Here is a 12660-nt window from a genome sequence, read left to right on the forward strand (position 1 = left end):
CCATTAGCCAGCAGCCTAACCGATAATGCCCATATTTGCGGCATCATCCGTCAACGTTGGTCCAGATTACGAAATCAGCCAATGACCCTGTCAGCGATTCGCCATATGGCGTGCGAGACATTGCCGACAGGGAATAAAGGATTGCCGGGCGGAACATTCCGCCCGGCCGGGGAGTAGCGAACCTCAAGAGACCTCCAGGGCGATCTTGAGCACGCCGTCGCGCTGGTGGGAGAAGAGGTCGTAGGCATCGACGATCTTCTCCAGCGGGTAGCGGTGGGTGACCATGGGGCCGAGGTCCAGGCGGCCGCTGTCGATGACTTGCATCAGCCGGCGCATGCGCTCCTTGCCGCCGGGGCAGAGCGAAGTGACGATGCGGTGATCGCCCAGGCCCGCGCAGAAAGCATCCAGCGGGATGCTCAGGTTCTCGGAGTAGACCCCGAGGCTCGACAGGGTGCCGCCGGGCTTGATGACCCGCAGCGCCTGCTCGAAGGTCTGCTGCAGCCCCAGCGCCTCGATGGAGGCATCAACCCCGCGTCCGCCGGTGAGCTTGCGGATCTCGTCCACCACGTCCACCTGGCGGAAGTTGAGGGTGACGTCGGCACCCATCTTCCTGGCCATCTCGAGGCGCTCGTCGACGCCATCCACGGCGATGATCAGCCCCGCGCCGCGCAGCCTGGCGCCGGCGGTGGCGCACAGGCCGATGGGGCCCTGGGCGAAAACCGCCACGCTGTCGCCGATCTTGATGTTGGCGGACTCCGCCCCGGCGAAGCCGGTGGACATGATGTCCGGGCACATCAGCACCTGGTCGTCGGTGAGACCGTCGGGCACCGGCGAGAGGTTGGCCTGGGCATCCGGCACCCGCAGGTACTCGGCCTGGGCGCCGTCGATGGTGTTGCCGAAGCGCCAGCCGCCCATGGGCTTGTAGCCGTGGGCGTGGTGGCCGCCGTCCTGGGAGCTGCAGCCGTCCTGGCAGGCGTAGGAGGTGAAGCTCGGGCATATGGCGCCGGCGATCACTCGCTGGCCTTCGCGATAGCCCTGAACGTTGGCGCCGAGCTTCTCGATCACGCCCACCGGCTCATGGCCCACGATCAGCCCCTTCTCCACCGGGTACTCGCCCTTGAGGATATGCACGTCGGTGCCGCAGATGGTGGTGGTGGTCACCCGGATCAGGGCGTCGTTGGGGCCGATGTCGGGGATCGGGCGGTCATCGATCTCGATGCGGCCGGGCTCGACGAAGACGGCGGCTTTCATCATGGCGGGCATGGCGGACTCCTGGATGGCGAGGAAGGGTGACCCCTACAGCTATAGCAGGCAAACGCGATTCCACCATGACAGACATCAAGGAGTGGCCGGCCAAGCGTGAAAGGCGGTGTTTGGTGTTCTCCGCCTGGTCGAGGCAGACTGGTGGGTCGCGGTATCCCACCCTTTCATCAGAAGAAGGACGTGCCCCATGACGATTGCCACCGGCGACCGGTTCCCCAACGTCACCATCAAGACCAACGGCCCGGAGGGCCCCGAGGACCTCAACACCGGCGACTTCCTCGCCGGCAGGAAGGTCGCGCTGTTCGCGGTGCCTGGCGCCTTCACCCCGGGCTGCTCCAACACCCATATGCCGGGCTTCGTGGTCAACGCCGACAAGATCCTCGCCAAGGGGGTCGATGCCATCGCCTGCCTGGCGGTCAACGACGCCTTCGTGATGGGCGCCTGGCAGAGCGACCAGAATGCCGAGGCCATCACCATGCTGGCCGACGGCAACGCCGAGCTGACCCGCGCCCTGGGGCTCGAGAAGGACGCCAGCGGCGCCGGCATGGGCGTACGCTGCCAGCGCTTCGCCATGATCGTCGACGACGGCGTGGTGAAGTACCTGGGCATCGATGCCAAGGGTGTCGAGCAGAGCAGCGCCGAGACGGTGTTGGCCCAGTTGTAAGGGAACCACTGATCAATTCGGTTCCGCGCAGCTGAGGGGGCTCAGAGTGTCTCAACCACCCCATTGGCGATCATTTTCTGATCACTTCATGTGGTCCTGTTTTCCTGGCAGCCGGGTTATCCGGCTGCCAGGCCAGACTCAAGGCGTACTGGCCCCATCAACTTGGACTTCGCATCGTGTCGCCAGGACAAGGTTGGCCAATCCGAACAGGCTGAAAAGTTGCGCCTGGTTCTTGGCCAGCCCCTTGTAGCGCACCTTGCGGTAGCCAAAGAGGTTCTTGATGACATGAAACGGATGCTCGACCTTGGCACGGATGCTGGCCTTGGCCTTCTCGATCGCCAGCAGCAGCGTTTTCATGGGGCTGTCGTCCATCTTCTTGATGGCGCCGCGCTTGGCGGCCACGCAGCACTTGGAATCCAGGGCATCTTTCTCTTCGTCAAGATGCTTCCACATGCCGGTGTACCCTGCGTCGCCATATACCCGCTTGTCATCCTCCCGGACCAGAGCGCCGGCCATGGTGACATCGGCGACGTTGGCCGAGGTTGCGACGACACTGTGAGTCAGTCCGGTGACGGCATCGACGCCGATATGGGCCTTCATGCCGAAATACCACTGGTTGCCTTTCTTGGTCTGCTTCATCTCCGGATCGCGCTGCTTGGCCTTGTTCTTGGTAGAAGGGGCGGCTGCCACGATGGTGGCGTCGACAATCGTGCCCTCGCGCATGAACAGCCCTTTCTCGGCCAGGTGAGCATTGATCTCCTCGAAGATTCGCTGGGTCAGTGCATGCTTCTCCAGCAGATGACGGAAGCGCAGCAGCGTGGTCGCGTCCGGCACGCTCTCGATGGCCAAGTCGATACCCACGAAGTCACGCATCGCCTGGCTATCGTAGATGGCATCTTCAAGTGCCTCGTCGGCAAGCGCATACCACTGTTGCAGGAAGTAGATCCGCAGCATGCGCTCCAGGCCGATAGGCGGACGGCCGCGCTTGCCCGCTGCATTCGGGTAGTAAGCCGGCGACAGGGCGTCGATGAGCCGTTGCCAAGGCACCAGCGCCTCCATCTGGGCCAGGAACCGCTCGCGGCGGGTCACCTTCTTCTTGTTCTGCTGCTCTGCCTGGGCGAAAGAGATCTGCTTCATCGGATGGCTCGATCAGGTGGTGACAGGGTGGCCAGATTTTACCCCGCCAACGGCTGTCGGGCAGCTGTGGCGGGATTTATGCAGCGTTTCCTAAGCGTTCCCCCTGCTTGAGGAGAGTTCAATGAGCCTTTCCCCCTTCCACCTGGCGATTCCCGTCCATGATCTGCCCGCGGCACGCGCCTTCTACGGCGAGGTGTTCGGCCTCGAGGAGGGTCGCTCCAGCGACCACTGGGTCGACTTCGACTTCTTCGGTCACCAGCTGGTGATCCACGAGCACCCGAAGATGCCCTACCAGGACAACGCCCACACCAACGCCGTGGACGGACACGACGTGCCGGTGCCCCACTTCGGTGTGGTGCTCGGCTGGGACGACTGGGAGGCACTCGCCGAGCGGCTGCGCGGGCGCGGCACCGAGTTCGTGATTGAACCCTATGTGCGCTTCCAGGGTCAGGTAGGCGAGCAGGCCACCATGTTCCTGCTCGACCCCTGCGGCAACGCCCTGGAGTTCAAGGCGTTCAAGGACATGGGCCAGCTGTTCGCCAAGTGAGGCGGGCGACCCGCCAGCCTCACGAATCCGACGACCCGAGGAGAATCCCCGACATGAGCCAGACCCGCGCCTATGCGGCCTTCGCCGAAGACAAGCCCCTGGCACCCTTCTCCTTCGAGCGCCGCCAGCCGCGCCCGGATGATGTATCCATCGAGATCCTCTACTGCGGCGTGTGTCACAGCGACCTGCACTTCGCCTACAACGATTGGGGCATGACCCGCTACCCCATCGTGCCCGGCCACGAGATCGTCGGTCGCGTCACCGCCGTGGGCGACGCGGTGAGCCACTTCAAGGAGGGCGACCTGGTGGGGGTCGGCTGCATGGTCGACTCCTGCCGCGACTGTCAGCCCTGCCGCGAAGGCGTCGAGCAGTACTGCGAGAACGGCTTCACCATGACCTACGGCAGCGATGACCGCCACGACGGCAGCCTCACCCAGGGCGGCTACTCCGACCGCATCGTGGTCAGCGAGCACTTCGTGCTGCGTATGCCGGAGGGCATCGACCTCCCCTCCGCCGCCCCCATCCTGTGCGCCGGCATCACCACCTACTCGCCGCTCAAGCACTACTGCGTGAAGGCCGGCCACAAGGTCGGGGTGATCGGCATGGGCGGCCTCGGTCACATGGGGGTCAAGCTGGCCAAGGCGTTGGGTGCCGAGGTGACGGTGTTCACCCGCTCCGAGGCCAAGGTAAAGGAGGCCAAGCGCCACGGCGCCGACCATGTGGTCGTCTCCAGCGACGAGGCGCAGATGGCGGCCGTGGCCGAGACCTTCGACTTCATGCTCGACACCGTGCCGGTGCAGCATGACCTCAATCCCTACCTGGCCACGCTGCGCTACGACGGCACCCATATCCTGGTGGGCCTGATGGACCCCATCGAGCCAGCAGTGGAAGGCTTCAACCTGATCTTCAAGCGTCGCGTGCTGGCCGGTTCGCTGATCGGTGGCATCCCCGAGACCCAGGAGCTGCTCGACCTGTGCGCCGAGCAGGGCATCACCTGCGACGTGGAGATGATCAACATCAACGAGATCAACACTGCCTTCGAGCGCATGCAGAAGGGTGACGTCCGCTACCGCTTCGTCATCGACATGCAGTCGCTGAAGCAGGGCGACGCGGCCTGACCGCCGCCTACCCCACCATAGACGTGAAACCAGAGCGGCCGTGGCATTCCTGCCACGGCCGCACTGTTTAGGGCGAGTCGATGCTGCCTTAGAAGTTAGGCTTGCGCTTCTCGACGAAGGCGCTCATGCCCTCGGTCTGCTCGTCGCCCGCGAAGCAGAAGGCGAACAGGGCGTTCTCCAGCGCCAGGGCGCTGTCGAGGTCCTGGTCCATGCCGTCGTGGATCGCCTGCTTGGCGGCGCGCACCGACTGCGGGCCGTTGCCGCCCAGCTGCTTGGTGAGCTCCTCGACGTAGCTCTCGAGCTCGGCCTGGGGCATCACCCGGTTGACCAGGCCGATGCGCAGGGCCTCATTGGCATCGATCTTGCGCCCGGTGGTGCACAGGTCGATGGCCATGGCCGGGCCCACGCGGCGCGGCAGGCGCTGGGTGCCGCCGAAGCCGGGAATCACGCCGAGCAGCACTTCGGGCTGGCCGAAGATGGCGTTGTCGCTGGCCACCGCCCAGTCGCAGGCCAGCGCCAGCTCGCAGCCGCCGCCCAGGCAGAAACCGTTGACCAGCGCCACGGTGGGCACCGGCAGGGTCTCCAGGCGCTTGAAGGTGTCCAGCGCCTGGCGGGCGAAGTCGCGGGCCTGCTCGGCGGTCTTCTCGCGCATCTCGGCGATATCGGCGCCGGCCACGAAGGACTTCTCTCCGGCGCCGGTGATCACCACCGCGCGCAGGTCGGCACGACCCTCGAGCCCGGCCAGGACCCGCTCCAGCTCGGCCAGCACGGCCGTATTCAGGGCGTTTAGGGCCTTGGGACGGTTGATGGTCAGGCGCACGATGCCGGCGTTGTCGACCACCTCGATCAGGTTCTCGCTCATGGGGTCACTCCTCGGGTTGTTGTTGAATCGGTGTTGGGACGGTATTGGACGATACCGTCCAACCCTAGCGAACGCTTGGTTGGGCGGCAATGCTTCCTTGGTGGATCCAGTCCGGTATGAGGCTCCCCGGGGGCGCCTGGCGGCGCCTTCACCCGGCGGAGCCGGCCTCCCACAGGAGATACCGGCCCGCCAGGTGAGTGATCAGGAGTAGACGTGGAAGCCGCGGCCACTCTTCCGTCCGAGATAGCCGGCGTCGACCATGCGCTTGAGCAGCGGGCAGGGGCGGTACTTGGGATCGCCGAAGCCCTCCTGCAGCACCTCCATGATGGAGAGGCAGACGTCCAGCCCGATCAGGTCGGCGAGCGCCAGCGGGCCCAGCGGGTGGGCGGCGCCGAGCTTCATGGCCGCATCGATGTCCTCGGCGCTGGCCACGCCCTCCTGGAGCAGGAAGGCGGCCTCGTTGATCATCGGCACCAGCAGGCGGTTGACGGCGAAGCCGGGGGAGTCACCGATGGCCACGGCGGTCTTGCCCAGGGACTCGGTGAGCGCCTCGATACGCGCCACGGTGGCATCACTGGTCTGCTCGGCACGGATCACCTCGACCAGCTTGAGCACCGGCACCGGGTTGAAGAAGTGCATGCCCACCACCCGCTCCGGGCGCTCGCAGACGGCGGCGAGCCGGGTCAGCGACAGCGACGAGGTGTTGGAGGCCAGTATCGCTTCGTGGGTCAGGCGGCTCAGGTCACGGAACAGCTTCTCCTTGAGGGCCGGCTGCTCGGGCGCGGCCTCGATGATCACCTCGCAGTCGCGCAGGGCATCCAGGGCAGTGGAGGTATCCAGGCGCTGCATGGCGGCGTCCTTGTCGGCCTCACCCAGCTTCTCCTTGGCCACCAGCTTGCCCAGCCCCTTGTCGATGGCAGCACTGGCGCGCTGCAGCTGCTCGTCGGCGACGTCGTATAGCTTGACGGCGAAGCCGCTCTGAACCAGCACCTGGGCGATGCCCTGCCCCATGGTACCGGCGCCCACCACGCCGATCACTTGCTCACTCATTGCACTCTCCTGATGCTCTGCCTTGATCTGCCATGGACCGTCGCTCGAAGCTTTTTTCGGCGACAAACCTCCGGACGCTTCTCGCTTGAGTCAAAGACGATTAGATTTGTGATCTGCTGTTACTGCTTGCGCGCTTCGTCGCGCAGCACGAACTTCTGTATCTTGCCGGTGGAGGTCTTGGGCAGCTCGGTGAACACCACCGTCCTGGGCGCCTTGAAGTGCGCCAGGTGCGTCCGGCAATGGTCGATGATCTCCTGCTCGGTGACCTCGCCGTAGCCGACCTTCAGCTTGACGAAGGCACAGGGGGTCTCGCCCCACTTCTCGTCGGGCTTGGCCACCACCGCGGCCTCCTCCACCGCCGGGTGCGAGTAGATGCAATCCTCCACCTCGATGGTGGAGATGTTCTCGCCGCCGGAGATGATGATGTCCTTGGAGCGGTCCTTGATCTCGATGTAGCCGTCCGGGTGCCACACGGCCAGGTCGCCGGTATGGTACCAGCCACCTTCGAGCGCCTGTTCGGTGGCCGCCGCGTTCTTGAGATAGCCCTTCATCACGTTGTTGCCGCGCATCAGGATCTCGCCGATGGTCTGGCCATCCTTGGGCACCGGTTCCAGGGTGTTGGGATCGGCCACGCAGAGCGCCTCCAGCATGTGGTAGCGCACCCCCTGACGAGACTTGAGCTTGGCTCGCTCCTCCATGGGCAGCTCGTTCCAGGCCTCGCGCCAGGCGCAGGAGGTCACCGGACCATAGACCTCGGTGAGACCATAGACGTGGGTCACGTCGATGCCGAGCTTCTCGACGCCGGCGATCACCGAGGCGGGCGGTGCCGCACCCGCGGTGGTGACCTTCACCGGGTGATCGAAGTCGCGCTTGTCCTCGGCGGGCAGGTTGACCAGGCCGTTGAGCACGATGGGCGCGCCGCTGAAGTGGGTCACACCCTCGTCGGCGATCAGGTCCATCACCTTCTTCGGCTCCACCTTGCGCAGGCAGACATTGGTGCCGGCGGCGGCGGCGATGGTCCAGGGGAAGCACCAGCCGTTGCAGTGGAACATCGGCAGGGTCCAGAGATAGACCGGGTGGTGGGGCATCGCCCACACCAGAATGTTGCTGGTGGCGTTCAGATAGGCACCGCGGTGGTGGTAGACCACCCCCTTGGGCTTGCCGGTGGTGCCGGAGGTGTAGTTCAGCGAGATCGCCTGCCACTCGTCCTCGGGCAGCCGGTAGGGATAGTCCGGGGCACCCTCGGCGAGCAGCGCCTCGTATTCCAGCTCGCCGATGGCACGCCCCTCGGGCATGAATTCGGGGTCCGCCACATCGATGATCAGCGGCTTGTCGTCAAGCTTCGCCACCGCCTCCTCGATGACATCACTGAACTCGGGGTCAACCAGGATTGCCTTCGCCTCGCCGTGCTCAAGCATGTAGGCGATCGCTTCGGCATCCAGGCGGATATTAAGGGTGTTGAGCACGCAGCCGGCCAGCGGTACGCCGAAGTGGGCCTCGAACATCGCCGGTACGTTGGGCAGCATGGCGGCCACCGTCTCGCCCGGCTGGATGCCGCGCTTCGAAAGCGCCGAGGCGAGCCGGCGGCAGCGCTCCCAGGTGGTACCCCAGTCACGGCGGATCTCGCCGTGGACCACCGCCGGGTAGTCCGGATAGACCGAGGCGGTACGCTCGATGAAGGTCAGCGGCGAGAGCGCCACGTGGTTGGCCGGCGTCTGCGGCAGGCCCTGTTCGAAGATGCTCTGGCTCATGGGAGGCTCCGTGATCTGGCGCTTGGCCATGGAAGAATTCGTGGACCGAAAGGAGGCCGCCGGCGCAGGGCCGGCGGCGAATCGAAGCGGGAATCAGTGGGGGGTGGCGTCGAAGGCGGCCAGGCTCGCCATGCCGGCCTCGATCACCGCACGCTGGGCGCGGCCCACCGGCAGCCACTGACGGATAGCATAGTCGGCACTCTGGCGCTTGGCCGAGTAGAACGGCTCCTGACTGCCGCTGGCCTGGGCGGCACTGGCCTTGAGGGCCGCCCGTCCCATCTGCCAGGCGCACAGCACGTGACCGGCGAGATTCAGGAAGGGAGTCGCGTAGGCCTGGACGGCATCGGCGCCACTCTCGGGGTCGGCACCCGCCTCCAGCACCGCCGCCATGGCGGCACGCAGGTCGGCGGCCCCCCCGGCCAGGCTCCTGCCGAGCTCGACGTGTTCGGCACTCGCCTCGAGCTCCGCGGCGGTGGCTTCCACCTTATCGATCAGGTCCTCGAGAGCCGCACCGCCGTCGCGCTGCAGTTTCCGCCCCGCCAGGTCCAGCGCCTGAATGCCGTTGGTGCCCTCGTAGATCGGCGCGATTCGCGCATCGCGCAGCAGCTGGGCGGCGCCGGTCTCCTCGATGAAACCCATGCCGCCGTGGACCTGCACGCCCAGCGAGGCGATCTCCACCGCCTGGTCGGTGGAGAAGGCCTTGACCACCGGGATCAGCACGTCGACCCGCGCCTGGGCCGCCTTGCGCTCGTCTTCATCGGCGGCGTGGCGAGCCACGTCGAGCTGGGCGGCGCAGTAGAGGGCGAGTGCCCGCAGGGCATCGGTGCGAGCCCGCATGGAGAGCAGCATGCGGCGCACATCCAGGTGGTCGCTGATGGTGCAGTCGCTGCGACCGGAGCGCGGGCTGCGTCCCTGGGTACGGTCCAGGGCGTAGGCGAAGGCGTGTTGGCAGGCGCGCTCGGCCACGCCGATGCCCTGGATGCCCACCTTGTGGCGCGCCTCGTTCATCATGGTGAACATGTGGTTGAGGCCGCGCCCCTCCTCGCCCACCAGATAGCCGATGGCGCCGTCGTTCTCGCCGAAGGCGAGGGTACAGGTGGGCGAGCCGTGGATGCCCAGCTTGTGCTCGATGGAGGCGCAGGTGACGTCATTGCGGCTGCCCAGCGAGCCGTCCTCGTTGACCAGGAACTTGGGCACCAGGAACAGCGAGATGCCCTTGTTGCCCTCGGGGGCATCGGGCTTGCGCGCCAGCACCAGGTGGATGATGTTCTCGGCGGCGTCGTGCTCGCCCCAGGTGATGAAGATCTTCTGGCCGAAGAGCCGGTAGCTGCCATCCTCCTGGGGCACGGCGCGGGTGCGCACCTTGGAGAGGTCCGAGCCGGCCTGGGGCTCGGTGAGATTCATGGTGCCGGTCCAGGTGCCCTCGACCAGCTTCGGCAGGTAGGTCGCCTGCTGCGCGTCGCTGCCGTGGTGGGCCAGGGCCTCGATGGCACCGGCGGTGAGCATCGGGCACAGCCCCAGCGCCATGTTGGCGCCGTGGAGCATCTCCTGGACCGAGCTTGCCACCACCTCGGGCAGCCCCTGGCCACCCAGCGCCTCGGAGACGCCGATACCGTTCCAGCCCCCCTCGGCGTAGGCCTGATAGGCCTCGATAAAGCCGTCGGGTACGCTGACGCCACCATCGTCGCGCCGGGCGCACCCCTGGCGGTCGCCGCTGGCATTGAGCGGCGCCCACACCTCACCGGCAAGCCTCGCCGCCTCCTCCAGCACGGCCTCCACCAGATCGGGGCTGGCCTCCTCGAAGCCAGGCAGCGCGAGCGAGCCGTGCTCGAGGAGCTCCTCCAGCACGAAGCGGAGGTCACGGACGGGGGCAGCAAAGGGGATCATCGAGGCACCTCTCGGGAAAATGATAACAGCGATAGTAGATTCACTACTTTTCGTCGACCATTATCCCAAGGTCTTAACCGCTGCTGCGCCCCTCCCGCGTCAGGTGCGCCCCGCCGCGGGCTCGATGCCGGGCAGCTCCGCCTGGGCGGGCTCGTCACCTTCCACGCTTGGGGTGTCGTCGAAATAGGCGACACGCGACTCATCGGCAGGCGGCGGGCCGACCAGCGGCTCGGCCACCTCCACCTCGGGCACCACGTCGGAGAGGTCCTCCATGTGCTCGTGCTCGATGGCCCCCTGCACCAGCTCCTCGGTTACCGCCAGCTCGGCACCGGCGGCCGACATCGGCGTGCTGGGCGAGAACGGCGCCACGGGAACCGGCGCCGGACGCACGCTGCGCCGCCAGCCGAAGAAGAACACCAGGAAGACGCCCATGCCACCGAAGCTCCAGAACAGGCCGGCATCGCCCAGCACCGCCATCACCGGCGAGATCAGCGGCGGGCTGAGTGCCGAACCGATGGCGTTGATCAGCAGCAGGCCCTGGCTCATGCGCACCAGGGCGCCCGCCGGTGCGCGGTCGGCGGCGTGGCCCACCGCCACCGGGTAGAGCGAGAAGACCCCGCCCCCCAGCAGGAACAGCAGCCCGGCCAGCGTCCAGGTCGTCATCGGCAGCCACAGCACGGCCGCGGAGATCAGGGTGCAGAAGGCCCCGATCAGGATCAGCACCAGCTGGCGGTCATGACGATCGGACCAGCGGCCCACCGGGTACTGCAGCAGCAGCGCCCCGAGCACCACCACCGCCATCATCTGGCCGATGCGATCCACCGGCAGGCCGGTGCGCTGCAGGTAGAGCGGCAACAGGGAGTAGACCGCTGCCACGGCGAGCCCCGAACCGAAGCTGCCCATCACCCCGGTGGGGGTCAGGGTGATCAGGCGCAGCGGCGAGAGCGGTTCGGCCTTCTCGATCAACGGCGAGACCCGCGGGATCATCGCCATGGGCAACACCGAGAGCGAGGCCAGCATGCCGATCACCATGAACGACGCCGCCCCGCCCATGGCCTCGGTGACACCCAGCAGCAGCTGGCCCAGCACCCCGGCGGCGTAGAGCGCGATCATGTAGAGCGCCAGCAGACGGCCGCGGACCCCGGCATCGCCGGAGGCCAGCAGCCAGCTCTCGATCACCAGATAGACTCCCACCGTGGCCCAGCCCCCGACCAGGCGCAGGGCGAACCAGGCCCAGGGGTGCTCCACCAGGCCCTGCAGCAGCACGGTGACCGCCACCAGCGAGGCGAAGCTGCCGTAGGCGCGGATATGACCGATGCGCAGCAGCAGCCGGTCGTTGAGCATGGCACCCAGCGCCAGGCCGATGAAGTAGGCCGAGGAGACCCAGCCGATCACCACCGCCGACTCGCCGGCGGCGTCCAGGCGCAGGGTGATCAGCGTGGCCAGGAAGCCGTTGCCGATACCGAGGATGAAGAGCCCCAGCAGGGGAGCGAGGGCCATGGCCAGCAGTTGCCGCGACATTGCATGCCTCACACGGGAAGGAGGTAGAAGAGAAGGGTGGCAGATGCGCCGAAAAAGCGCCTGGCAGGCGGCATCGAGACGCCCTCGCCCGCCATGCTGAGCGCGCGAATCATACGCCCGATCATCCGCCAGTCAATCGCTTTTCCGGAGCAGGGGAAGATGCCAGCATTTTCTTCCGGCAACGGAGGGCATTTCGGCAATATCCTCCGCCATCAGCTCGGCCTCTTGTGCAGCAGCACCACGTCGGCGGCGGGAAACTCGATGCTCATCCCGAGTTCATCGGCCAACCAGCGGAAGGTCGCCTCGCCGAAGAAGCTCACATGGGTGGGATCGAGAATATAGTGCCAGCGGGTGAAGGTGGCGTGGTCGGTGACCCGCTTGGTCATCAACCCGAGCCAGCCACCGGGCCGCAGCAGGCTCGCCAGCCTCGCCAGCTCCTTGCCGGGCGCGAAGAGATGCTCGACCACCTCGGTGGCGGTGATGAAATCGTAGGACTGTTCGAGTACCGAGGCGTCGGGGGCATAGAAGGGATCATAGATCGCCATGCGGTGACCGGCCTCCTCGAACATCACCGACAGCGTCGGCCCTGGCCCGGCGCCGAAGTCGAGCCCACGGGCACCGGGCTCGAGCCTGGCCTGCAGCGGTTCGAAGAGCCGCGACAGGAAGCGCCGGTAGCCGGGGTCGTGCGGTGAGTTCTCGTGCTGGTCGTAGACCGCCCGCTCCGCTTGGAGGCCGAGCCGGAAGGCCGGCGGCACGAAGACCAGCGTGCAGCGTCGGCAGCGGTGGTACTCGCGCCGCGCATCGCGGTGGTAGAACGCCGTATCGGCGGATGCGCATAGCGGGCAGGTCGGCATCATCGT

At 66.5% G+C, this 12660-nt stretch carries 11 protein-coding genes; 3 read left to right on the plus strand and 8 right to left on the minus strand.

Annotated elements, in window-relative coordinates:
* Nucleotides 1-183: 183 nt before the first annotated feature.
* Nucleotides 184-1263 (minus strand): NAD(P)-dependent alcohol dehydrogenase, encoded by a 1080-nt coding sequence (locus LWH48_RS09865; protein WP_232912416.1) that lies wholly within the window; start codon nt 1261-1263, stop codon nt 184-186.
* 187 nt (nt 1264-1450) lie between these two features.
* Here LWH48_RS09865 and LWH48_RS09870 point away from each other — a divergent pair, with 187 nt between their 5' ends.
* Nucleotides 1451-1927, plus strand: a complete 477-nt coding sequence (locus LWH48_RS09870) for a peroxiredoxin (RefSeq protein WP_232912417.1) — start codon at nt 1451-1453, stop codon at nt 1925-1927.
* Nucleotides 1928-2065: 138 nt separating this feature from the next.
* Here LWH48_RS09870 and LWH48_RS09875 read toward each other — a convergent pair whose 3' ends face one another.
* Nucleotides 2066-3064: an IS5 family transposase gene (locus tag LWH48_RS09875; RefSeq protein WP_232912418.1), complete on the minus strand. Its 999-nt coding sequence runs from the start codon at nt 3062-3064 to the stop codon at nt 2066-2068.
* A 121-nt stretch (nt 3065-3185) separates the two neighbouring features.
* Between LWH48_RS09875 and LWH48_RS09880 the strand changes: the two genes are divergently transcribed.
* Together LWH48_RS09880 and LWH48_RS09885 are read left to right on the plus strand one after the other, a co-directional pair.
* Entirely contained in the window at nt 3186-3611 is a 426-nt protein-coding gene (locus tag LWH48_RS09880) for a VOC family protein (protein WP_232912419.1), read from the plus strand.
* Nucleotides 3612-3664: 53 nt separating this feature from the next.
* Nucleotides 3665-4729 (plus strand): NAD(P)-dependent alcohol dehydrogenase, encoded by a 1065-nt coding sequence (locus LWH48_RS09885; RefSeq protein ID WP_232912420.1) that lies wholly within the window; start codon nt 3665-3667, stop codon nt 4727-4729.
* A gap of 88 nt (nt 4730-4817) precedes the next feature.
* Here LWH48_RS09885 and LWH48_RS09890 read toward each other — a convergent pair whose 3' ends face one another.
* From LWH48_RS09890 to LWH48_RS09915, 6 genes are all read right to left on the minus strand, one after another.
* Nucleotides 4818-5591 carry an enoyl-CoA hydratase-related protein gene (locus LWH48_RS09890; RefSeq protein WP_232912421.1) on the minus strand — a complete coding sequence of 258 codons (774 nt, stop codon included), beginning with the start codon at nt 5589-5591 and terminating at the stop codon, nt 4818-4820.
* A gap of 201 nt (nt 5592-5792) precedes the next feature.
* Nucleotides 5793-6641 carry a 3-hydroxybutyryl-CoA dehydrogenase gene (locus LWH48_RS09895; RefSeq protein WP_232912422.1) on the minus strand — a complete coding sequence of 283 codons (849 nt, stop codon included), beginning with the start codon at nt 6639-6641 and terminating at the stop codon, nt 5793-5795.
* A 119-nt stretch (nt 6642-6760) separates the two neighbouring features.
* The gene (locus LWH48_RS09900; RefSeq protein ID WP_232912423.1) at nt 6761-8392 is read right to left on the minus strand and encodes an acyl-CoA synthetase; all 1632 of its coding nucleotides are present in this window, start codon (nt 8390-8392) and stop codon (nt 6761-6763) included.
* 93 nt (nt 8393-8485) lie between these two features.
* Nucleotides 8486-10279: an acyl-CoA dehydrogenase gene (locus LWH48_RS09905; protein WP_232912424.1), complete on the minus strand. Its 1794-nt coding sequence runs from the start codon at nt 10277-10279 to the stop codon at nt 8486-8488.
* A 99-nt stretch (nt 10280-10378) separates the two neighbouring features.
* Nucleotides 10379-11800 (minus strand): MFS transporter, encoded by a 1422-nt coding sequence (locus LWH48_RS09910; protein ID WP_232912425.1) that lies wholly within the window; start codon nt 11798-11800, stop codon nt 10379-10381.
* Nucleotides 11801-12012: 212 nt separating this feature from the next.
* Complete coding sequence (locus LWH48_RS09915; protein WP_232912426.1) at nt 12013-12657, minus strand: class I SAM-dependent methyltransferase; 645 nt, start codon at nt 12655-12657, stop codon at nt 12013-12015.
* Nucleotides 12658-12660: the final 3 nt, after the last annotated feature.

Origin of the sequence: Halomonas sp. G15 (genome assembly GCF_021282295.1) — a bacterium.
Lineage (GTDB): Bacteria > Pseudomonadota > Gammaproteobacteria > Pseudomonadales > Halomonadaceae > Halomonas > Halomonas alimentaria.

Coding starts and splice junctions, on each gene's coding strand:
- LWH48_RS09885 (WP_232912420.1), top strand. CDS start 3,665: ATGAGCCAGACCCGCGCCTATGCGGCCTTCGCCGAAGACAAGCCCCTG.
- LWH48_RS09875 (WP_232912418.1), bottom strand. CDS start 3,064: ATGAAGCAGATCTCTTTCGCCCAGGCAGAGCAGCAGAACAAGAAGAAG.
- LWH48_RS09880 (WP_232912419.1), top strand. CDS start 3,186: ATGAGCCTTTCCCCCTTCCACCTGGCGATTCCCGTCCATGATCTGCCC.
- LWH48_RS09890 (WP_232912421.1), bottom strand. CDS start 5,591: ATGAGCGAGAACCTGATCGAGGTGGTCGACAACGCCGGCATCGTGCGC.
- LWH48_RS09865 (WP_232912416.1), bottom strand. CDS start 1,263: ATGCCCGCCATGATGAAAGCCGCCGTCTTCGTCGAGCCCGGCCGCATC.
- LWH48_RS09895 (WP_232912422.1), bottom strand. CDS start 6,641: ATGAGTGAGCAAGTGATCGGCGTGGTGGGCGCCGGTACCATGGGGCAG.
- LWH48_RS09870 (WP_232912417.1), top strand. CDS start 1,451: ATGACGATTGCCACCGGCGACCGGTTCCCCAACGTCACCATCAAGACC.
- LWH48_RS09905 (WP_232912424.1), bottom strand. CDS start 10,279: ATGATCCCCTTTGCTGCCCCCGTCCGTGACCTCCGCTTCGTGCTGGAG.
- LWH48_RS09910 (WP_232912425.1), bottom strand. CDS start 11,800: ATGTCGCGGCAACTGCTGGCCATGGCCCTCGCTCCCCTGCTGGGGCTC.
- LWH48_RS09900 (WP_232912423.1), bottom strand. CDS start 8,392: ATGAGCCAGAGCATCTTCGAACAGGGCCTGCCGCAGACGCCGGCCAAC.
- LWH48_RS09915 (WP_232912426.1), bottom strand. CDS start 12,657: ATGATGCCGACCTGCCCGCTATGCGCATCCGCCGATACGGCGTTCTAC.